The 20,565-nt window shown below is 37.1% G+C and carries 24 protein-coding genes and 2 pseudogenes; 11 read left to right on the top strand and 15 right to left on the bottom strand.

Annotated features, from left to right (window positions below; all coding sequences use genetic code 11):
- The first annotated feature begins 89 nt into the window (after positions 1-89).
- The 6 genes from HNR44_RS08310 to HNR44_RS08285 all read left to right on the top strand — a co-directional run bounded on the left by HNR44_RS08310 (position 90) and on the right by HNR44_RS08285 (position 6,850).
- Complete coding sequence (locus HNR44_RS08310; protein ID WP_246407204.1) at positions 90-1,409, top strand: DegT/DnrJ/EryC1/StrS family aminotransferase; 1,320 nt, start codon at positions 90-92, stop codon at positions 1,407-1,409.
- Complete coding sequence (locus HNR44_RS08305; protein ID WP_184403693.1) at positions 1,396-2,253, top strand: HAD-IIB family hydrolase; 858 nt, start codon at positions 1,396-1,398, stop codon at positions 2,251-2,253. The genes HNR44_RS08310 and HNR44_RS08305 overlap by 14 nt, the downstream gene beginning before the upstream one ends.
- Before the next feature lie 62 nt (positions 2,254-2,315).
- Positions 2,316-3,140, top strand: a complete 825-nt coding sequence (locus HNR44_RS08300; RefSeq protein ID WP_184403692.1) for an IS110 family transposase — start codon at positions 2,316-2,318, stop codon at positions 3,138-3,140.
- Positions 3,141-3,283: 143 nt separating this feature from the next.
- A complete protein-coding gene (locus HNR44_RS08295) occupies positions 3,284-4,339 on the top strand; it encodes a Gfo/Idh/MocA family protein (protein ID WP_184403691.1) in 1,056 nt (351 codons plus the stop codon).
- Positions 4,340-4,395: 56 nt separating this feature from the next.
- Entirely contained in the window at positions 4,396-5,589 is a 1,194-nt protein-coding gene (locus HNR44_RS08290; protein WP_184403690.1) for an MFS transporter, read from the top strand.
- Between the two features lie 367 nt (positions 5,590-5,956).
- Entirely contained in the window at positions 5,957-6,850 is an 894-nt protein-coding gene (locus HNR44_RS08285) for a tyrosine-type recombinase/integrase (protein ID WP_184403689.1), read from the top strand.
- Positions 6,851-7,076: 226 nt separating this feature from the next.
- Here HNR44_RS08285 and HNR44_RS08280 read toward each other — a convergent pair whose 3' ends face one another.
- The 7 genes from HNR44_RS08280 to HNR44_RS08250 all read right to left on the bottom strand — a co-directional run bounded on the left by HNR44_RS08280 (position 7,077) and on the right by HNR44_RS08250 (position 11,432).
- Complete coding sequence (locus HNR44_RS08280) at positions 7,077-8,336, bottom strand: MFS transporter (protein WP_184403688.1); 1,260 nt, start codon at positions 8,334-8,336, stop codon at positions 7,077-7,079.
- A 71-nt stretch (positions 8,337-8,407) separates the two neighbouring features.
- Positions 8,408-8,659: a histidine kinase gene (locus HNR44_RS08275; RefSeq protein ID WP_184403687.1), complete on the bottom strand. Its 252-nt coding sequence runs from the start codon at positions 8,657-8,659 to the stop codon at positions 8,408-8,410.
- Between the two features lie 18 nt (positions 8,660-8,677).
- Entirely contained in the window at positions 8,678-9,301 is a 624-nt protein-coding gene (locus HNR44_RS08270; protein ID WP_184403686.1) for a dTDP-4-dehydrorhamnose 3,5-epimerase, read from the bottom strand.
- Positions 9,298-9,936 (bottom strand): dTDP-4-dehydrorhamnose 3,5-epimerase, encoded by a 639-nt coding sequence (locus HNR44_RS08265; protein WP_221434255.1) that lies wholly within the window; start codon positions 9,934-9,936, stop codon positions 9,298-9,300. The genes HNR44_RS08270 and HNR44_RS08265 overlap by 4 nt, the downstream gene beginning before the upstream one ends.
- A gap of 204 nt (positions 9,937-10,140) precedes the next feature.
- Positions 10,141-10,389: a hypothetical protein gene (locus HNR44_RS08260; protein WP_184403685.1), complete on the bottom strand. Its 249-nt coding sequence runs from the start codon at positions 10,387-10,389 to the stop codon at positions 10,141-10,143.
- A gap of 216 nt (positions 10,390-10,605) precedes the next feature.
- Positions 10,606-10,755, bottom strand: coding sequence for a hypothetical protein (locus tag HNR44_RS08255; protein ID WP_184403684.1), 150 nt, complete (start codon positions 10,753-10,755; stop codon positions 10,606-10,608).
- Between the two features lie 245 nt (positions 10,756-11,000).
- Positions 11,001-11,432, bottom strand: a complete 432-nt coding sequence (locus HNR44_RS08250) for an AAC(3) family N-acetyltransferase (RefSeq protein ID WP_184403683.1) — start codon at positions 11,430-11,432, stop codon at positions 11,001-11,003.
- Positions 11,433-11,960: 528 nt separating this feature from the next.
- Between HNR44_RS08250 and HNR44_RS08245 the strand changes: the two genes are divergently transcribed.
- Complete coding sequence (locus tag HNR44_RS08245; protein ID WP_184403682.1) at positions 11,961-12,215, top strand: glutaredoxin family protein; 255 nt, start codon at positions 11,961-11,963, stop codon at positions 12,213-12,215.
- Positions 12,216-12,231: 16 nt separating this feature from the next.
- Here the strand turns inward: HNR44_RS08245 and HNR44_RS17635 are convergent, their stop codons facing one another.
- From HNR44_RS17635 to HNR44_RS08235, 3 genes are read right to left on the bottom strand one after another with little or no spacing between them, the layout of a single operon-like run.
- Positions 12,232-12,492, bottom strand: a complete 261-nt coding sequence (locus HNR44_RS17635) for a DUF5776 domain-containing protein (RefSeq protein WP_246407202.1) — start codon at positions 12,490-12,492, stop codon at positions 12,232-12,234.
- A 33-nt stretch (positions 12,493-12,525) separates the two neighbouring features.
- Complete coding sequence (locus HNR44_RS17630; RefSeq protein WP_246407200.1) at positions 12,526-12,918, bottom strand: peptidoglycan recognition protein family protein; 393 nt, start codon at positions 12,916-12,918, stop codon at positions 12,526-12,528.
- Between the two features lie 14 nt (positions 12,919-12,932).
- A complete protein-coding gene (locus HNR44_RS08235; RefSeq protein ID WP_184403681.1) occupies positions 12,933-13,085 on the bottom strand; it encodes a YvrJ family protein in 153 nt (50 codons plus the stop codon).
- Between the two features lie 184 nt (positions 13,086-13,269).
- On the opposite strand from HNR44_RS08235, the gene HNR44_RS08230 reads away from it, so the two are divergent.
- The 3 genes from HNR44_RS08230 to HNR44_RS08220 all read left to right on the top strand — a co-directional run bounded on the left by HNR44_RS08230 (position 13,270) and on the right by HNR44_RS08220 (position 15,439).
- Positions 13,270-13,836: an RNA polymerase sigma factor gene (locus tag HNR44_RS08230; RefSeq protein WP_184403680.1), complete on the top strand. Its 567-nt coding sequence runs from the start codon at positions 13,270-13,272 to the stop codon at positions 13,834-13,836.
- A 4-nt stretch (positions 13,837-13,840) separates the two neighbouring features.
- Positions 13,841-14,044 (top strand): hypothetical protein, encoded by a 204-nt coding sequence (locus tag HNR44_RS08225; RefSeq protein WP_184403679.1) that lies wholly within the window; start codon positions 13,841-13,843, stop codon positions 14,042-14,044.
- A 78-nt stretch (positions 14,045-14,122) separates the two neighbouring features.
- On the top strand, positions 14,123-15,439 hold the full coding sequence (locus HNR44_RS08220) for a peptidoglycan-binding domain-containing protein (protein ID WP_184403678.1): 1,317 nt from the start codon (positions 14,123-14,125) through the stop codon (positions 15,437-15,439).
- Positions 15,440-15,481: 42 nt separating this feature from the next.
- On the opposite strand, the gene HNR44_RS08215 is transcribed toward HNR44_RS08220, so the two are convergent.
- The 5 genes and pseudogenes from HNR44_RS08215 to HNR44_RS08195 all read right to left on the bottom strand — a co-directional run.
- A complete protein-coding gene (locus HNR44_RS08215; protein WP_184403677.1) occupies positions 15,482-15,931 on the bottom strand; it encodes a hypothetical protein in 450 nt (149 codons plus the stop codon).
- 744 nt (positions 15,932-16,675) lie between these two features.
- Positions 16,676-16,819, bottom strand: coding sequence for a hypothetical protein (locus HNR44_RS08210; protein WP_169967343.1), 144 nt, complete (start codon positions 16,817-16,819; stop codon positions 16,676-16,678).
- Positions 16,820-17,170: 351 nt separating this feature from the next.
- Complete coding sequence (locus HNR44_RS08205) at positions 17,171-18,337, bottom strand: iron-containing alcohol dehydrogenase (RefSeq protein ID WP_184403676.1); 1,167 nt, start codon at positions 18,335-18,337, stop codon at positions 17,171-17,173.
- A gap of 152 nt (positions 18,338-18,489) precedes the next feature.
- Entirely contained in the window at positions 18,490-18,948 is a 459-nt protein-coding gene (locus HNR44_RS08200) for a hypothetical protein (RefSeq protein ID WP_054637724.1), read from the bottom strand.
- Positions 18,938-19,060: pseudogene (locus tag HNR44_RS08195) on the bottom strand (phosphogluconate dehydrogenase (NAD(+)-dependent, decarboxylating)); the annotation flags it as partial. The pseudogene HNR44_RS08195 and the gene HNR44_RS08200, both read right to left, overlap by 11 nt.
- A gap of 129 nt (positions 19,061-19,189) precedes the next feature.
- Here HNR44_RS08195 and HNR44_RS08190 point away from each other — a divergent pair.
- Positions 19,190-20,336, top strand: a pseudogene (locus tag HNR44_RS08190) (zinc-dependent alcohol dehydrogenase).
- Positions 20,337-20,565 lie beyond the last annotated feature (229 nt).

The following is a 20,565-nucleotide window of genomic DNA, read 5'->3' as shown; positions in this document are numbered from 1 at the left end:
TATCACCTCAAAAAATGTTGACCTGGGATTGTTCCCAGATTATAACATGTAATTAAATAAATGTAGTTTTAACTGGGGGGAACAAATCATTGGTTATTGAAGAGAAATTAACGGAACATAGTTCTTACATTAATGAAGTTACTGACCTACTTATTGAGGGGAGACATGTTTCACTAAAGCTTCAGGAATCTTTGGCGAATGGAAAAATGATACAAAAACTAGAGAACCTTCCTGATTTAGTGTCTAAAGCACATCTTTTTGAAAGTTTATCCATGTCAGAAACTGATGTAGATTCAGATGAAGTGGAGTTTCTTCCTGTTAATCGCTTAATCGGAAAAGAAGAAATCGGTGATGTCCTTAAAATCGTCGAAGAAGTACTGCCTACAGGCCAATATACTAGCGGAGAATATGTGAATAGATTCGAAGAAGCCTTAAAAGAATATACGAGATTTTCTCATTGTGTTACTACTTCTAGCGGAACTACGGGGCTCAGTATTGCTTTATTAGCAGCAGGTGTTTCAGCAGGAGATGAGGTTATTATGCCTTCGAATAGCTTTGCTGCAACTGAAAATGCAGTCATGTCCATGGGGGCTCATCCTGTTTGGGTCGATATAGATCAGGATACGTATTGCTTAGATGCATCTAAAATTCCTGCTCTCATTACAAGAAAAACCAAAGCGATTTTACCAGTAGACCTTTATGGACGGCAACCTGATCAACAGGCAATAAGAAAAGTTGCTGATACCTACAATTTAACAGTCATTGAAGATGGTTGTCAGGCCATTGGCAGTGAAAGCTTAGGTGAATACAGTGATCTCCTGGTTCTAAGTTTCAATCCCTACAAGAATTTAGGCGTATGCGGAAAATCTGGAGCCATATTGACAAACGATAAGGAACTATCATTACAATGTAAGCGATTATCCTATCATGGTTTTTCTGTTGGGGAGAAAAATGTAAAAGAAACCAAATATGGATTTAATGCGAGAATGGACAATTTCCAAGCTGCTATTGGTCTTGAGAGATTTAAATATTTAACTCTTAATAACTTTAAGCGTTCGTTATTAGCAAAACGATATATTGAAAAATTAAATATCTTAGAAAAAGAGGGAAAGATTTCTTTACCAGAGAACACCTATGATCATGTATGGCACCTATTTTCAATAAGAGTTCATCACAATCAAAGAAATTCTATCAAACAAAGAATACAAGATAATTATAAGGTACAAACAGATGTGTATTACCCATATTTGTCCCATCAACAAAATATTTCTTACTTGCAAAACAAACGACAAAGTTTAAGTAATACCGAATTAGTTCATTCAGAGCTACTACACTTACCTTTATTCCCCCAATTCACACTAAAAGAACAAGATCAAGTAGTGGAGGCTTTACGAAATGAATTGGCATAATCCCAAAAAGACTACACTTCGACAGTATGATGATGTTAATAGTATCAAATATATCGTTTACTCTGATTTAGATGAAACGCTTTATTCTCACAAAATAACCGATGAAGAAAAAACCTCAATACAGGCGTTCGAAAATTACATGGAGCACATTGTTAAAAATCATCAAGTTCTTTTCGGGGTGATTACTGGTAGTAGTCTTGATTCAGTTATTCAAAAGTTGGAAACCGGCATTCATCAAATCATGCCCCATTTTGTGGCCTGTGATTTGGGGACAATGCTTTATTGGGTCAAGAATGACGGAAATTTTTATCCGGATCAAGAATGGGTGTATCGACTAAAGAACATGAACTTTAACCAAGAGAATGTTAACGCTATAGTCAAAGACTTGGAAGCTTTACACAAGATTGAGATTACACCTCAGACCCAATTAGGTTCTTCATCATTTAAAAAGAACTATTATTACTACATGATAGACGATCTTACAGATAAACATAATATAGAAATGATCAGAGATTTCGCCTATAAGCAGGAAATGGATTGTAATATTAACATTTGTAATCCGTTAGCTGGTGACCCCGAAAGAGCATATGATATCGATTTTATCCCCAAAAATACAGGGAAAGCAGCAATAGTAGAATTTATCAACCAAAAATTTAAGGTAGGTATGGAATATACATTTGCATTTGGAGATAGTGGTAATGATTTGGAAATGCTATCAAAAGTGGGGCACGGATATTTACTCGATAATGCTACCACTGATGCCAAAAAACAATATGAAAAAGTAACCTCCAATCCATACACGAAAGGAATATTGAACATCTTAAAAGAGAATTTCGGTCATTAATTTCAGATTTTCCCGTTTGAGTGCTAAGCTGTTGTATTTAGTTAGCAGAAGGAGGAAACCTTTTGGGGAATCAGCCAAATCTAAAAAACAAAACAATTTCCAAAGAACCACTCATTGTAGGGATTGATCATTTTAAAGAGACGAATTTTGCCCGTTCTTTTGATTGTTACGATGGGCATTTAAGCAAACGATTAGCCTTTAACAATGATATCGATGGTTTTCATCGACTGGTTGATTGGATCACAGCAACAAATGTTGATAGGAGCCGTCAGGTGATTTTGGGCATGGCAGAAACTAATAACCATTGGATGAACATAGCATATTATGCTAAATCCAAAGGCTTTTTACCCGTTATTGTCAATCCGGCGCACATCAAAGAATCCAAGGAATTTAGTGACCCTTCCCTATTTAATAATGAATTTACGTATGTTATTACGCAGCTTATTAAAAACAGCCATTATACGATACCGAATCTCCCGGAAGGCATTTATGCTGAATTACAGCAAGGAATCAGAGTTCGCAACGATCTTTTATCGAAGTTACAAGATACTCGTAAACAAATTGACGAATGGATTGATTACTATTTCCCGGAATTAACGACATTGTTTAACAATTGGGAATGTAATGATGTGATTCATGCATTAACTTATTTGCCACTTCCGGAAGATATCATGGGGATGAATACAGAAAATATTGCGCTTATATGGAAACTAAGTCTAAAAAAGGCTGACTTATTGAAGCAAACGGCCCAACGTTCGGTTGGAGTAACTCAGGGGACCAAAATGGTTCAAGTTGAAATCAATATGCTCATGAGTCAGTATCGTATTCTTAAGAATCAATGGACTCAGGTGGATCACTACGTTAAGGAGTATATATGTTATTCCTGATGATTCTGAAATAACGGAGAAACGAGGGATTTGTTCCAGTTAAACTTTATGAATATAAATACTGTAGAAGGTAGAATGCTTCAAGCAAAGAGATAACCTCGTTTGTAAAAGACGAAAAATATTAGATGAAAGGTTTTTTCAAAATGAGAATTGGGATAATCGGAGCAGGTAATATAGCAAAGATTCATGCAAAAACTCTCAGTACAATAAAAGAAGTGGAACTTCAAGGAGTATATGACATTAACAAGGATAAAGGCAAATTATTGGTTGAAAAATTTGGAGGGGATTTTTACGAGCAATTAGAAAACCTACTTTTGGATATAGAGGGTGTTATTATTGCTTCACCTAATTATTGCCATAAAGATCATATCCTAGAGGCTGTTCATTCCAATTTACATATTTTATGCGAAAAGCCAATGTCTACCTCAGTAGAAGAAGCTAAAGAAATAATGGATGTAATTAACAAAAGTAATAAACGTATAATAATGGGATTCAATTACCGTTATCTTTACTATGTTTCCAAATTAAAGGATTTAATTGATAAAAAGGAACTTGGTGACATTATTCGTATTACTCTTCATTTCAAAAAAGATAGTGCCTTAAGGAAAAATTCCTTCACTTGGAAGGATGATGTTAACAGTAGACTAACTAGTGGAGCTTTTGGTGATTTAGGAGTTCATTTAGTTGACCTCATTTGGTACCTAACAAATAATGAAATTGACCATGAAAGTATTCGAGTAAAAATGGAAACGAATGTAACAGAAAAGGAGAAACGAAGAGTTTTTGTAGATGATCACACAGAGGTGTATTTTTCCTTAGAAAATGGTGCTTTTGCGAACATCGTAACATCAAAAGTAACATCTAAAGAAAGATGTGGCTTCTTTATCAATATTCTGGGAAGTGAAAAAGAGGTTAGATATCATTCTAATGAAGATAATAATACTCTAATAATTAAAAATGGTATGGAAGAGGAAAGAATCGATTTATCTCCGCCACTTTTAACAGATCCAATAAATGAATTTCATGGTTGGTCAGACTCCTTTAGGAATGAGTTAAGGGATTGGTTATTCCCTTCCTCTTACCCGTATATGGATACCCCTACCTTTGAAGATGGTTTAAGAACACAGATTACACTTGCTAATGTTTTTCAGAAAGCTCAAGCTTCTAAAAGATCTCTAGAAACAATTACTTCACGTTAATAAAATGGTGGGGTTAGAACCTGGTATTTTTATACCTCTTTTTTGGAGGTGATAAGGTGAAAAAATTAATGAGCTATGGATTGATTTGTTATTTTATGGTAGGTTCTATGCACGTTTTATTTGGAAGTTTGTTACCTTTGCTCATTGAAGAAGGAGGAATATCCCCCTCAATGGGAGGGGTTCTTATATTTTTCCAGTTTGCAGGCTTTTTAATCGGGATCGTCATTTCCCCTTTTATCATTCAAAAAAGTAACAGATTGCTGACAATATTTACGTTTCAAGGACTATTGTTTATGTCTATATTCGGAATCACGCTTTCTCTAGATTTATGGTCAATTTTGTGTATGGGTTTTTTAGTTGGAGTTTCATCAGGATCATTAGAGTCGACGACTGGTTCATTAACTTTAGATCAAGATAATGGAGATCGTGCTATTTCCATATTAGAAGTAGCTTTTGGAATAGGGGCCTTAAGTTTTCCATTATTAATTAACTACTCTAATTATTTATCTTTGGACTGGAGATATATTTTGTATGGGCTTTGTGTTCTTGTCCTCTTTAATATGGTATTTTACTTAAAATACCATTCTCAACTTAAATTATTCGATAAAAATGTAGAACGGTATAGCGAGAAGACGAATAAGAAAACTTTAAATTGGCAAGGAAATATTGGTGTAATTGCATTGTTCTCAGTTTTTGCTTTTTTTTACGCAGGGTTGGAAACGAATTTTGCCAACTATCTACCTTTACTCATTCAGGAATTACTACCTGAAACAAGTGTATATCTTTACAGTATATCGGCGTTCTGGTTAGGTATGATTATTGGTAGATTGATTATTGGGTCATTAGTAAATAAAATTCCTAACTATGTATTTATTGTGTTTGCCACGTTTATTTCATTGATTACTTTAGGGACAATAACAGTTATTCAAAATGGGGGATTTCTACTCATAAATGTTTTTCTTATCGGTTTCATACTAGCTGGAATTTTTCCTATTTCATTGTTTAACTTTACCGAACAATTAAAAGGGGAAGGAGCATCATTAACAGCTTCTACTCTTTTTATAGGATCTGCAAGCTTAGGAGGATCTATATTCTCGTTAGTTATTGGACCTACAATCGAATTTGGAGGAGGAACAATAACAATGTATTTATTCATGGGGGTTTGTATTGTTTTAATCATTCTTTCCATATTCATTCTTAAAAGATGGAGAATGAGGTATACCACATCTAATCATTCAAGTATCTCATGATCGATATCTATTGAATATGTTTTCGAGTATTTCTTGGTTAGACGATGGTATAGTTTATAATTATGAAGGCAATTATGATTGGGCCAAAAGAAAACATCTTGTAGACTAATACGATCCTCACCAACATCATTTATCTTCATAGTACAGCTGTATTACTATCCATATAGTATGAGTCAAAGGCTCATACTTTTTTGCACTAATTAATCTGATTATTAAATATTTAAGAAAAACGGGCACGACTCCAAATCCCTAGTGATCCAACTGAAGTAATAAAACATAAGATCAATTATGTTTCGAAATTACTTTTTCCATGCTACAATCAAGGAAGATAATGAAACATAATTAAAAGTGAAAGGATTATTATTGAATGAAACATAATTTATTGAAAGATCCAATACTAGATGAATTTAAAAACCATTTAGAAGCAAAAGGAAAGTCAGTTAATACAATATCTTCTTACATAACGTCTGTCCGAAAATATCTTGAATGGTTTATCGCCCGTTATGGAACCATACCTGGTCAACTTTTTTCGGAGAACATCACTGATTATAAACTATACATGACGCATCAGAATGTGGGTGCGTCCACTTTCAATGCACGGCTGGCTGGCCTTCGTGCTTGGAATCACTATCTTATTGCCCAAGGTGTCCAAACCGAATATGTCATTGCTAAGAATGATAATAAAATTGTGCAAAAGCCTTATGCTTCCCCCGCAACGCATACGGAACAAGATATTCAGCGTTTTCTCCAAACCGTTTTAGAAGGAGGAAGCAAACGAGACTATGCATTGGTGACCCTATTGGCGTATGCAGGCCTACGTATCAGTGAAGCGCTCTATCTAAAGATCAATGATATTCATTTTGAAGCCAGAGAATTAGAAGTCAAAGATAGTAAAGGAAACAAGACACGTACCGTTTTTCTTTCTGATCGAGTGGTTCGAAGCATCAAAAAATATTTGAAAGACGAAAGAGAGCAATATCGGCTCTCAGAGGTGAGTCCTTATCTGTTCTTAAGCAATCGTAGCCAGCAACTTTCCAGGGTCACCGTTTACAAATCCTTTGAAAAATATACGAGTGTCATGGCCATAAACCCTCCCATCACACCCCATGACTTGAGGCATTTCTTTTGTTCCAATGCCCTGGAGAAAGGGTTTGATGTTCATGAAGTGGCTTCTATGGCTGGGCACAGCAATATTCATACGACATTGTTGTACACGAACCCCAGCCGAAAAAAGATCTTAGAGAAAATCAACTCGTTGTAACATTTGAAAGGGATCCCTTATACAGGCTCTGAGCATGATGTTCATGATTTGGAAGCTCAAGTCAGGGCGAATAAGAAACGTCTATGCTATACCTTAACCCGACGTTTCAAAATCCAACATCTAAAACCATGTCATGGACCAATAAGCAAGATGTATTAGCGTTTATAATTAACTCCACCGATAATAATGCTATCGATGGAGTTTTAGACCTCCAATCACAAATGTTTTAAGACCCCTCAGATTTACTTGGTAAAGTGCTGTCATCTATCCATTTATAATTATTAATATTAAAAAGTACTGCTAGCACTGAGGAAAGTAACAAAACTGCGCCACTCAAAAGGAAGACATACTCTGTACCTACATTTTCTGCTAATAATGCAGCAATCAATATGCTTAATGGTGCGAGTATGCTGGATATTAATTGTGAAGCTGCAAATGCCCTGCCCAAAAACTTACTTTCAACGTTATATTGGATGTATAATGAAATGAGCCTTGATACAATAGCTATACTAAACATAATACCTAAATAAATTACACCTATAGAATACCAGGCAGTAGCAAAGGGCAAAAGTATAAACATAATCCCTGCAAAAACAGTGCCCAAAATAATTAGAATACCATTTTTACCCTTAAACACCTTTTGGACTTTCGCAAATACCAAACCTGATAATATGCCGCCAATTGCACCAAATGTCATCACTACGCCAATTCCATCTGAACCAAAACCAATATCAGATTCCAAGTAAAAAATTAACATGAGTATACTTCCGTGTATCCCAAATATAAAAAAAGCTTGCCAAAAAACTAGAACTAATAGTAACCTTTTCTTAAATGTAAGCTTAATCCCTTGAAGGCTCTTCATCAATATTGTTTTGGGGTTGACATTTCCATCTTCTTCCTTATCTGTTTGCTTCATATCTCTTAAATACCTAAATGTGAATAGTAAGACCATGAATAACAATGCATTAATCCATATGCTCCCGAACAAACCTAAAGCAGCAATAATTATCCCCGATACAGCAGGTCCTAAAGCAGAACTAGTAGATACTACAGATTGCATAATCCCGTTCGCTTTTGGTAATTCATCCCTCTCTACAATTTGCGGAATAATAGAAATGTCAGCTATCCCATACAAACAAACACATAGATCAATTACAAAAGCGACTATAAACAGTAAAGTGATACTCAATATACCTATGTGTTCGAATATGGGAATTAGTGATATGAAAATAATTTGTAATATAGCTATTGTAATTAGTAACTTTTTCCTGTTAAATGAATCTGCTATTGCACCTCCAAAAAGAAATACCAAATATTCAGCGACTTCGCCAAGAATATACATAACACCCATTAGAACTGGGGATCCGGTTATATACAGAACTAATAATGGCATAACTAGATCATACAATGATTCAGCAATTTTATGAATGAATTGGCTTGATATAATAAATAAGTATGGCTTATTCTTTGATAGCTTAACTTGCACGATGTGTCCTCCTACAAACATAAAGCCCAAGAGACATTGAACCCCTTGGGCTTTATGCTAACTACTTTGCGTTATTCGATCTCTACATGATATTCATCAGAAAGCTCATCTAGTGCGCCTTCTATGGTAATATCATTAGGTAAGCTGTGCATGTGTGCCTTAATCTTACCTAGGAATGTACCCGTACTTTCAGCAGCGAGCTTAGGGGTCATATTAGTGATAAATGCTTTAAGCCCCTCTTTCTCCATCGGGTCATCCATCTTGTCCACCATAGCCTCCAGGTCATCAATGGAAATATCAATATCTTTTACTTGAGCTGACATACTAATCACCTCCTTATTTTAGTATAAAGGTTTAGGCTGCAAGCTGATTTTGTAGAACTTGTTATTAAGATACAAATTAGATGTACTCTTCACGTTTTTCCCTGATTTAATTACTTCTTGTTCCCTTTTGAGCATGAATTGCAAAGCTTCATTGGGCAAAGGTAATTCACTTGGTGAGATAATTGGAAATTCATTATCTAGTTTATCTAGCGGAATGGCAATAGAGTCGTCTCCCAAATCATGCCCATTTGGTTTATTGGTTGAGAACAGGATTGGCTCTGATCTGACAGAAATATTATCCAAACCTTCGAAATATTCCGCAATTCCTCTCTCGACTACTAAACACTGTGTTGGATCAGGTTTAAAATTAAATTCAATTTTCTTATGAAGATTCTCAGATGAAGAGCGACAATCTACTAATTTAGCTGAAATTACTTGATCCGACTTTCCGAAGAATGTATATCTATTGATTTGTCCAACCGATAACGCGTAAGATTTATAAGAGTTTTCTTTGTAATGAAATAAATCAGTGACTAGAGGGCCTTTATTTGCTACTAAAGTATAGCTATTTTCCCCTGTCTCTGCAAAAAAATTTTTTTCCCAATACACACCCGGAATACCTAAATGACTATTCTTATTCAATTTTCTTTATCCCCCTTTTTAGGTGTAATTGTTACGTAACGTTTTTCGCCATCAATGTTTACTAACACTCTATTAGGATATTCTTGTAATTCTGTCATATTTTTATGCTGTATACCAAGTACAAATTCATATGCTTCTCTTGGGATTGGATATTTATTTATTGTTACTTCGGGAAATTCATTCAACTCCAATTCTCTTGGAACGTTAATCACATCACTCTCCATATTATAATCGGAATTACCAACAGACATGTACCAAATTGGTTCATCACGAGTGAGTACATTTTCTAATCCATCAAATGTATGAGCTATCCCTCGATCTATATTAAGTTTTTTAGTTGGGTCTGGGTAATAATCAATAGATACATATTTATGAAGGGTTGGGGACCCCTCCCTACAATCTACAAAGTGTCCCGTAATAATTTGATTGGGATCACCGAAAAAAGTTAACCGATCAACTTGAGCAATATGTATTCCATATTGAGTGTAGTGAAACGCATCACTATGAGTGACAAAGTCACTAATTCCAGGACCAGAACTTGCAATAACATGCGTGTAAAATTTATTCCCAATACTTAAATTTTTCTCAAAATGAAGACCAATAATATCTGTTTTTTCTATGATTTGATCAAACAATTCAATAACCTCCTGTATTTTTTCTAATTTTCTCACATATAATATATTGTAACAATACTTAATTAAAAAAACTATAGAAAATTTTAGGAGGGACAAAATCGGGTAAGTTTTTTTGTGTTAGTACTTGCTAAGCGTCATCATATTGGTGAACTCCAAAGAAGAGTAGTGCTTGGATGAAATTTCTTTGGAAGTACATGTCTTTGACTATGTTATAAACGTTAATATCATCATACCAAGCATCAAAAGACCCAAGCTAAAAGACATAATTATAGCACTTTTATATTCTCTATCGACTCGAAATAATATTATACCATGTACTATATGACCTACCCCAATAATCAAAAAAACATAATTTGTTTCGAGATATTGAGGACCAATACCTAAGAAGTATAGTATACTATCTGAAATTACTACACCAAAAAATATAAAAAAAACCACCACAAACCATTTCATAAAACCTCTCCCTTTTTTCTGCTTTTAAATGTATAATCTCATAATTAATGGGGTAGCCCATTAGTGGGTCATTTTTTTATGGTGATAAAGCATTGAAAGCATAACATTCTGAAATATACCTTTTCGAGGGGTTGGACAGAAACATCCATTAACGCGTCTCGATAACGTAATAACACTTCTATTGGTAATTGGAATTATATCGCCATTTAAATAACTTTATCCGTCTACTAGAAACGCAATCAGAAGGATTAAGAGAACGATTAACAAGGTTCTCGCACCCAAATCCTCAAACTTTGGTCGAAGCTTGCCTACTTTTTTATATTCTCCTTGCGCTTCTTTTATTTCTTTATCGTTTGGTTCTTTCATTCTCCTACACCTACAATTGCATAAGATTTTATACAAAGGTTATTCTTATGAGCCAACAAGCCAATAACGAAAGGAGCACTTATTCCGTAAATGCGCTTCGATTCAGGAAGATTAATCTACCTCATGATCACACTTTTGCCTTTTTCCAGATCGTACAACCAACCAAATGATGAAACTAACTAAGGATATGAAAGCAGCAAGAGCAATATTTGCAGTACCGATGATGCCCACTTTATCCCTCCCATTTATTTGTTCCAGATTTGCCATACTGAAAAAGAGTGTACAGGATGATAACTACGTTTGACATCTGGGTATGTGCGGAACGACTCTGGAATAGTCCCCATTGCTACGGTTGGTGTTACACTGGGATCAAATGGCGGCAATTCATTCATCACTTCAGTGACCCATTCTTCTGGAATTGCTGGATTACCCCACTCTCTTGGATCCGATACATCAGCACTATGAGCTGGCATGATAATCGTACCTTTTGAAGTGATCACATCTTGTAAAGCTTGAATTATAGCTACTGATCCACCGCAAACCCAACCTAATGATTTCATCGAAGAATGCACAATTACAACCATACCCTCACTCAAACCCAGGTTTCTTAAGTCATTTGCAAGCGAACTACGTGTTTGTGGTGCCTTTGATTGTTGAATCAATTCAGTTTGACTCATGATGAAAAACTCCTCTATATGCATAAAAAATAACGATAATAGATTAGCAGTATTTTTAAATGGTTACAAACTCTCTGATATTAATCATTTGGATACATAAACGTTCCTCCACAATATGGTCCAATTCTTGAATTGAGATCATTGTATAAAAGAAAGGTGATTTTTTATTCGGAAAATTCAGCATTTAGTGATGTTATCCCGAATTTCCTTCATGTCGAAAAATAAAATGGACAGATAAGTCGTTGCATACCCCAATCCCTCGGAACCATCGTTTCTAGTCTTGATAAATGCCTCTCGGGGTCCAGATAAAACATTACCACTACACCACCGTTTTCAAAAGGAGGGAAATTCCGTTCACTGTATTAGCAGGTTTTCCTTCTGCTTTTAAATGATGTTGAATGCATCGATGTTTAGGGGTTGAGCCCTTCTAATAAATTCTTATTTTATCAAGCGTTTTTTCGACTGGTTGTTATTTCATCTCTTAGTTTTCTTTATATAAAGAATGAGCATTTGAAAGGGGATGGTTTCATGACGGTAATCGTCTATACACAAACGGGATGTGACCCTTGTAAACTCTTTAAAATTTGGCTTAAGCACAATAACATTCCTTACCAAGAAAAGAATATTGCTGAACATCAAACGTATTTACAAGAATTTAGAGACGCTAAAGCCTCCGGGGTTCCGTACACGATTATTCAACAAGAGGACGGAACATCCACCTATGTAGGGGCAACATTGAAACTGAAAAAAGCATTAAAACAAATGAGCCAATCTCCTAGCTAAGGAGTGGCTCATTTGTTTATGCAATGATGTCAACATATTCGGGATTTCCAGTGATATATAAACCACTTCGGAGCTCGTACATCAAAGATCCGTTCACGGTTAATGCTTCTTCGATGGTAAAGATTTCGCCTTCATTCACGGTCGTATATCGAGCGTCCCAGTCGGGTTGATCATAAACCCAAAGGGTATCAACGATGACTTGGAGCTGCTCTCCTCCGGGGGCGGGATCACCTCCATCGACCGCAATGTCCTCCTTAAAATTCTCCCAATCATTCAATAAATTCGCGGGGCAATTGGCGCCCGTCCAATACTAATGGGTAACCACATTTTCTAAGGAAACATTCAGGTCACTCATCAGCATTTGAATGAGTTCAACCGCTTGCGCACGCGTTTGTGCAAAGTTTCCGTTTTGATTGACACAAAGCTCAATACCTACAGATTGATCGTTGCCTTCACTTCCCGCATGCCAACCGATTTCATCGTTCGGCAGATGTTGAATGATCGTCTCATCATCAACGGTATAATGCCAGGAGACTTGACGATCTTGAGCATCTTGGCCTTTTACGTAATCAGCGTGCATGGCTGCATCGGCACCCACGTCGGTATTCGCCGTTTCATGAACCGTCACATGTGTGGGGGCGAGCACAGTGCCTGGACGATTGGTATTGGATATGGGGATGAAATCTTCAGTGATAGCGACCATGATATTCTCTCCTTTCAGTCTTCTTGATTTTTGGATTCTTTGAGATCTTGAATGGCCTGGGTTAAGTCATCGATTCGTTTCTCAAATCGCATGAGTAAATAGACAGCAATGAGCGTGGGAAAGCCAAAATTTCCTACAAAAATCATCCAATCGGGTAGTTGCTGCATCGCCACTCCTCCTCTCTTTCTTGATAAAGAAAAAATGGCCGTGATTTAACAACCAATAACCATTGAAACTAGAAAAGAAAGCAAACATATGCTAGAATTTAGAACAAACGTTCCTATGTGGTTGTTTTTATCTTCCTCTTTTTTCTTTATAGGAGAGAACGATCAATCATAAGGGGTGGTCACCATGAAAAAGAGAGAAAGGTGTTTGGAGACTTTCATCCACGAACATGCCCGTTTGTTTCAAGAACCGATCATTCAAGGATTTTTGGCCGAAGATAACCATTGGGATTTGCTGAAGGCAACCATTGAAGAGAATGATCGAGGGGCCTCGGAGCAGTTAGACAAACGGTTTGAGGTTTATTATCTAAGGGTTCGAATGATGCAATATATCAACAAGCTGACCCGTTTTTACGTCAACACTTATGATCAATCGAAGCGACAACAGCAGTCGATGCTCATCGTTGATCAGCCGATAGATACGTTCGGAGAAGAGCGAGCAACACGGGGCGATTTCCTCCTTGCTCGAGAGCCATCAATGGATGACGCCATGGCTCAGGAAATCCGAGAGCTGCTACCAACGGAAGAGATGGGCCAAACCTTCCAATCGTTTCATCCGACGCGGAAAACGGTGTTGCATTACTACACCTTCGATCATTTAAATGATCATGAAATTTCGGAAAAATTAAACTGTACCCCTCAAAATGTATCAAAAACGAGAAGAAAGGCTTTGGCTCAACTTCGAGGAGGCTAACCGTATGGATAAAAACGCTCTCATCATAGAGGTATTGGAGGATATGGAACCTCGCATTCAGCGTGGGTTAAATGCGACGAATCCCCAAGAACGCGAAGATCTAAGGCAAGATATGAATACCCGTTTGATCAAGGCCACCTATGAGATGGAGGTCATATCTTTTTGGACATTTAAGGGATGGCTAGAAGAAAAGCAAAAATATATGTAACTTTTTTTCTGACGTTGGTTGTCAAAATAGCTTTTCATTTTCTTTTAGAGGTAACCCCACAAAAAGGAGAGGATAAACATGAGTATTGACGACAGAACAGTGACAGCAGAATCAAGGAGTCGATTCATTGAGACGGTACAGAAGCAGCTCATTCGTGAGAACCCCAGTGCACTTCCGGAACATGGCATCGATGGCATTTATGGCGAAGAAACAGACCTTGCGGTACAAGATTTTCAAAATCAAGAAGGGCTGACAGTGGATGGCATTGCCGGACCGGAAACCAACAATGCACTGAGAGAAGCCATTTTGTTTGGTGAAGGCTCTGAAGGCGAAGGGGTGGAGATTCTCCAAGAGGACTTAACCTGGTTTTATTTTGAACCCGATGGAGGCATTGATGGCATCTTTGGATCAGGAACGGAGCAAGCCGTTCGCGATTTTCAATCGGATAATGATCTCTCTGTCGATGGATTAGCTGGCCCCAATACCCTTAGAACCATGGATGAGTTAATCGAAACCATTCTTGTCGAGGAAGGCGATGCCAATAGTTTGGTACGCCGTATTCAAGAACAACTGAATGAACAAGATGAAGTGGATCTTTCCATTGATATTGACGGGATCTTCGGACCAGAAACCGAGGGTGCGGTTGAAGATTTTCAAGAGACAATGGAACAAGTCGTTGATGGTATTGCTGGACCGGTTACGATGAATTTACTCGATTTAGAGGCCTATCACCCTTTAAATCACGAAGAAATTGTAAGTATCATGAGTGAAGCTGATGTAGATTATTCTAGCGAAGAAGTGACAGATGATTCTGAGCTATCGGATTTACAGGAGGAACTTGAAAACAATTCCGTTTACCAAGATGTTGCACCTGGGTCCGCAAATATTAATAACCTAGAAGTAGCTCATGTTTCTTATTCAGGAGCATATAACGACAGTTATTATTTAGCTAAGCTGGACGTAGAAGAGGAAACTACTACTACTGTGTTTACGATGTTTTCTGAGGATAAAGATGTTGAATCCCTTGGAGTTATTGAATTTGAGGGAGATCTTTACGAGGATGATGCTACAGTTACACTCTACGACCTTGAAGGTGAAATAATTGAAGAACAAACTGATAGCAACCTTGAACTTTCGAATGCAGATCTAGATGTGCAAAAGGAAATTGCTCAAATTGCTAGTGAAATGGAGGATTTTCAAGCACAATCTGACTTAGATCCTTACCTGTGTTCCTTCCGTCAGTATGCTCTTGGTACTATGCTCTGTAATGGTGTTCCTTGGGCCCTTGGCGTTACGGGAGTAGGTTTTCCACTAGCACTTGGGTGGAACGTTGTCTGTAATACAGTTGTTGGTCCTCACATTGAAGAAGAAGTTTTGGCAGACGATTGCGATTAATTTTTTAAAAGGGGCTTTCATTGGTATAGCCCCTTTTTCTAATCATTTAGTCCAACGACCATTTTTTAACTGATACCCTTTCCTTTTCATACTCAAGATATAAATTATTAGTATGATGATCCCCCAAAACAACACAAGCATCATAGATCGCATCATAGATGAAGCAACATCAGCATTTTCCCGGATCACAAAGAGAACAAAAGCAAAAAGAAAAAAAGTTATACCTATTTTAAAAGGACTAGTCTTTAGATTGAATTCTTGATCCCTTTTGGCCAAATATTTTTCTGTAGACGGTTTAAAATTCAATTTATTAACAGCTGGTTTTAGTACAATTATTGATACAATTACTGCACCAAAAACTCCAAATAAAAGCGCTACACTTGGATTTTCAATCAAAGTAAGCGACAGTATAAAAGGTAGGGTAAATATAACAACGCCGATTATAAGAAACAAAATGGTCATATTTAAAGAAGGACCTCTATTATTTTCCATAACAATAAACCCTTTCTGATTTTTAAGTAATCATTTAATCCCTGCACCATAAGGTAGAGCCAAAAACACTAATACAATTATTTCCTATATTATCATAATTCAACTCATTGGTAATACTCCGAGATACATTAACATCTACATCGAATATGGTGAATAATACCATCTTCGATGATGTCTGGAGGAGAAACTGATTTTGAAGCTCAACAATATGACTTTTGCGAAGGTGCCGTTATGATTGGTACTGGAGTTGTTTTGCGGATCGTGTAGAGATCAAGTAATCCTGTCTCTCACGACTGGAAAATGGGGAAGTGACCATTGACCATTGGAAAATTAGAAAGCCTTGTTTAGAAACTCGGGGGGCACGTGACCATTGGTATTGATGAAGAACAAGAGCTTCAGTCTTTTGGTTTTGGGGTATTTTTGCACAACCCCTCGAAAATGGCTGATTCAGAATTATCCAAATACGACTCCTGTGTTTAATCACCCAATGCAGCAGTAAGGGCGCTTGTTATTAAACAATCGCGCCCTATAATGGAATGTTACATTAGTTTTTATTAGCTGGTTTCGTTTAACAAGAACCATGCATAATTCTGTTTAAGGCTTGTCTATATTTATAAAAAAGACTGCTCCAATTTAGTAGCAGTCTTTTAATTTATTCATTCTGATTTTGTCGCTTGACATGGAGCCTCTGCGGACAGATTTTTTTGAAAAGACCAGAGCAACAAGCTTTTCTGGGCAATTAGCCTAACCCATCCGCCACTCCATGTAAAGCGCAGCGTATTCAAAAAATATACCGCCACGAACAGCATTTTTTAAGTGCCACAAACAGAACAGTGCATCCTTTATACAGTATAGGTTTTCAACACGTTGATCCTCCGTTTGAGTCATGATTTTCCTCATCCTTTCAAGATAAGCTTCAGCATATGTGCCTGATAAAAAGCTTAATGCAGCACTTTTCTAAAGGTGTGCGACGGGTTTCAATAAGGTTTCCAAGTATGTTTTTCACTTATGTGTTAAGTTCGGTGAATAAAAGTGAATGCCCTTTTACTAAATTTGTCTTTTCTTTTTTGGTGTATTTTCTCTTCGCATATCTTGTAGATAAGTACACTTTTACGCAAGATTTGTTATGAGAACCAAACACCTTACTGAAAGATTAATAAAGCTTAGATTTAAGAGAGGTTTTAAAATGATTGAAACGAACAAAAACGGAACTGCCCGGGCAGTTCCGTTTTGATTCCATCAAAAAGTTACTTTTTCACCTTTAAATGCAGCAATATAAAGTTTTTTCATTTCTTCTACAGATACTTCCCGGGGATTGGATGGTGTACACGGATCTTCAATCGCTCCCGCTGCCATTCGATCCAGCTGTTTTTCAAATTCACTCTCATTTACACCGAATTCCTGCAGCGATAACGGAAGGTTTAGCGATTTATTTAAACGGCGAAGCAAATCCGTTAAGGAATCGATTAACTCGTCTTCTGTGTTTCCAGAAAGGTCAAGCATCTTAGCGATATCAGCAAACCGGGAACCGTCCGCCTTTTTATTAAAATCAATCACGTATGGCAAATAAAGAGCATTCGCAAGGCCGTGCGGAATGTTAAAAATCGCGCCACTCTTATGTGATAGGCTGTGTACAATGCCTAAAAACCCGTTCGAGAAAGCCATTCCCGCAATAGCCTGGGCATAATGCATCTCTGCTCTCGCTGCTTTATCTCCAACTACTGATTTTTCAATATTATCCACTGCCATTTTAACCGATTGTATCGCCAACGGATCACTAAATGCGTTATGCATCGTTGATACGTAGGCCTCGATTCCGTGCGTTAATGCGTCCATTCCCGTATAGGCGACAATGTCAGCCGGCATCGAATATGTCAGCTCCGGATCGATAATGGCAATATCCGGCGTGATCTCATAACCAAATACCGGATATTTCGTTCCTGTTTCATGATCCGTGATAACAGAAAAAGGTGATACGTCAGTACCTGTGCCACTCGTTGTAGAAATCGCCGCAAAGCGTGCTTTTTTCCGTAAAGCCGGTAGTGGGTTTGGTGCTTTAACTCTATCAAATGCGAGCTCCGGATTCTCATAAAAAATCCACATTAATTTAGCTGCGTCGATCGGTGAACCGCCGCCTGCGGAAATGATCCAATCCGGCTGGAATTCCTCCATCTTTTTTGCACCCTCTAAAGCGGTTTTTGCAGATGGGTCATTTTCAACACCATCAATGAGCTGTGTTTTAAATCCATATTCACGTAAATAAGCATCTATTTTATCAAGATAGCCTGATTTTTTAATGGACTGGCCTCCGATAACAATAGTTGCCTTTTTCCCTTCAAGGGTTTTCAAAACTTCTAAAGATCCTTCTCCATAATAAACATCCCTCGGAATAGTAAAACGGTTCATGTGTGTAAATTCTCCTTTTCTGCATTAAAGTAGGCAAGCGTTCAAAAAACATTCAGTGTAAATTTCCCTTATCAATTTTTTTAAAACATTAGTGGAACCATGTAACGTTATCAATAGTATTTTATTAAAAAGGTAGTTATTATTAAGAAACCTCAGTTATCCCTCTCTACAACGGCACTTAATATCTCTTCTGTTTTAATCTTAAGTAATTTTTCCAAGAACCTTGTCGTTCCTAAAACTATTTGAATGTCTTCCTCTGTTTGAACGTTTTCCATTTTCTTTTTTTGAATCAGTTCATTTATAACTTCTTTGAAAGCATTTGTTTTTATAAGCCATTCTCCAACTAGTTCCATAGTTGCGTCTCTCTCGTATTCGTTTTTGACAGCAAATAAGCTTTTCGTTTTTGTTTCTCTCAGTGTTATTGAACTAAATTCAGAATTCATACGAATGCGAAAATAATTCTTTTGACTGTCATAGTATTTTTCTTCCCTTAGCAAAAAATACTCTATCCCTAAAATTATTTCGTAATAAGGGTCTATCTCTATTGTTATGATATCGGATACCTTTACCGAATTCACACAAATTAGCCTAGTTGCTTTTTTACACTGCATGTCCACCAAACTCGTTCCGAAGGATAGCTATGACTTTACCGGTAAAGGTATCCCTATCTAAAGACCGGTACCGCATAAAAAGAGACATGGCGATGACTTGAGTAGTACTTTGTTCTTTTTTCAGAACTTGCATGAGTAATGATTTGTGCTACTCTCAGTTTACTGGTGATACGTTAGTATAATTAATTTCTTCAATGGGTATTATAAGAGTTATATGAATTTATAATAGGAGGTTTTACTTGTGAAAGCAGTTACTTTTCAAGGTTCCAAGGATATGCAGGTGAAAGAAGTTCCAGATGCGAAGCTTCAACAAAAAGACGATATTGTTGTGCGCATTACATCAACAGCGATATGTGGGTCTGATTTACATATTTATCAAGGTCTTGCCAGCTGAAAAAGATTATGTAGTTGGCCACGAGCCCATGGGTATTGTAGAAGAGGTCGGACCAGAGGTAACAAAAGTGAAAAAAGGGGATAGAGTGGTCATCCCATTTAACATTTCATGTGGAAGCTGTTACTATTGCCAGCATGATTTGGAGAGCCAATGTGATAATTCTAACCCAAATCCAGAAGTTGATACAGGCGGATATTTTGGATTTACGGAGCGTTACGGGAATCATCCGGGTGGACAGGCTGAATATTTGCGTGTTCCCTATGGAAATTTTATGCCTTTCGTGATTCCTGAATCTGTTGAACTTGAAGATGAAGCATTACTGTTTATGTCTGATGTACTGCCAACTGCTTATTGGAGCATTGAAAGTGCAGGAGTGAAAAAAGGGGATACAGTTGCCGTGCTCGGCTGTGGACCCATTGGTTTGATGGCGCAAAAGTTTGCCTGGATGAAAGGCGCAAAAAGAGTCATTGCCGTCGATAATCTTCCCTATAGGCTTGAACGTGCCAAAAAAATGAACAATGTTGAGATTTTTAATTTTGATGAATTTGATGATATGATTTCTATGGGTTCCCATATTAAAGAAATTACAAGTGGCGGTGTAGATGCCGTCATTGATTGCGTAGGGATGGATGGGAAAAAAACACCAATCGAAGCTGTCGAACAAAAGATGAAGCTTATTGGCGGAACCATCAGCCCGATCGAAATCGGTATGAGTGCTGTGAGAAAATTTGGAACGCTGCAGCTGACGGGGGTCTACGGCTCTAAATATAACCAGTTCCCTTTAGGAAACATATTTGAAAGAAATGTAAAAATAAAAATGGGTCAGGCACCAGTCATCCATTACATGCCAATGCTCTTTAAAATGATTACGGAAGGAGAACTGGATCCAACAGAAATCGTCTCTCATAAAATGCGTCTAGACCAGGCGAGTGAAGCCTATCAAATCTTTAATGATCACGAAGATGGGTGTGTCAAAGTTGTTCTCAAACCCTGACCTTCCCAAAAAGTTATAACCATGTTTTTAACAATGAAGAACATTAAAAGCCCCGTTGGTAAAAGTGTAATTTTACGAACGGGGCTTTTTTATGCAAAAACAGCTATTTTAACTTTCGTTTAAGTCTAAAATCATTTTAGGGTATTTTTGCATATCCCCCCGAAAAGGTTTATTAAGAAAAAAGCAACCCTTATTTTTAATTAAAGTTGCTTCAAGTATTTACGCAGTA

The organism is Geomicrobium halophilum (genome assembly GCF_014207655.1).
In the GTDB taxonomy this organism is placed as follows: domain Bacteria; phylum Bacillota; class Bacilli; order Bacillales; family Marinococcaceae; genus Geomicrobium; species Geomicrobium halophilum.
The sequence above is the reverse complement of the archived record's forward strand: the minus strand, read 5'-3'. Positions and strand labels throughout refer to the sequence as shown.

Bases quoted from the DNA above. Each gene is read 5' to 3' on its own strand.
- HNR44_RS08250 (WP_184403683.1), bottom strand. From the start codon at position 11,432: ATGAGTCAAACTGAATTGATTCAACAATCAAAGGCACCACAAACACGT.
- HNR44_RS08235 (WP_184403681.1), bottom strand. From the start codon at position 13,085: ATGCAGCAACTACCCGATTGGATGATTTTTGTAGGAAATTTTGGCTTT.
- HNR44_RS08220 (WP_184403678.1), top strand. From the start codon at position 14,123: ATGAGTATTGACGACAGAACAGTGACAGCAGAATCAAGGAGTCGATTC.
- HNR44_RS08275 (WP_184403687.1), bottom strand. From the start codon at position 8,659: ATGTCAGCTCAAGTAAAAGATATTGATATTTCCATTGATGACCTGGAG.
- HNR44_RS08260 (WP_184403685.1), bottom strand. From the start codon at position 10,389: ATGAAATGGTTTGTGGTGGTTTTTTTTATATTTTTTGGTGTAGTAATT.
- HNR44_RS08285 (WP_184403689.1), top strand. From the start codon at position 5,957: ATGAAACATAATTTATTGAAAGATCCAATACTAGATGAATTTAAAAAC.
- HNR44_RS08200 (WP_054637724.1), bottom strand. From the start codon at position 18,948: ATGCAGTGTAAAAAAGCAACTAGGCTAATTTGTGTGAATTCGGTAAAG.
- HNR44_RS08205 (WP_184403676.1), bottom strand. From the start codon at position 18,337: ATGAACCGTTTTACTATTCCGAGGGATGTTTATTATGGAGAAGGATCT.
- HNR44_RS08215 (WP_184403677.1), bottom strand. From the start codon at position 15,931: ATGGAAAATAATAGAGGTCCTTCTTTAAATATGACCATTTTGTTTCTT.
- HNR44_RS08210 (WP_169967343.1), bottom strand. From the start codon at position 16,819: ATGACTCAAACGGAGGATCAACGTGTTGAAAACCTATACTGTATAAAG.
- HNR44_RS17630 (WP_246407200.1), bottom strand. From the start codon at position 12,918: ATGGTCGCTATCACTGAAGATTTCATCCCCATATCCAATACCAATCGT.
- HNR44_RS08245 (WP_184403682.1), top strand. From the start codon at position 11,961: ATGACGGTAATCGTCTATACACAAACGGGATGTGACCCTTGTAAACTC.
- HNR44_RS08230 (WP_184403680.1), top strand. From the start codon at position 13,270: ATGAAAAAGAGAGAAAGGTGTTTGGAGACTTTCATCCACGAACATGCC.
- HNR44_RS08225 (WP_184403679.1), top strand. From the start codon at position 13,841: ATGGATAAAAACGCTCTCATCATAGAGGTATTGGAGGATATGGAACCT.
- HNR44_RS08255 (WP_184403684.1), bottom strand. From the start codon at position 10,755: ATGAAAGAACCAAACGATAAAGAAATAAAAGAAGCGCAAGGAGAATAT.
- HNR44_RS08305 (WP_184403693.1), top strand. From the start codon at position 1,396: ATGAATTGGCATAATCCCAAAAAGACTACACTTCGACAGTATGATGAT.
- HNR44_RS08295 (WP_184403691.1), top strand. From the start codon at position 3,284: ATGAGAATTGGGATAATCGGAGCAGGTAATATAGCAAAGATTCATGCA.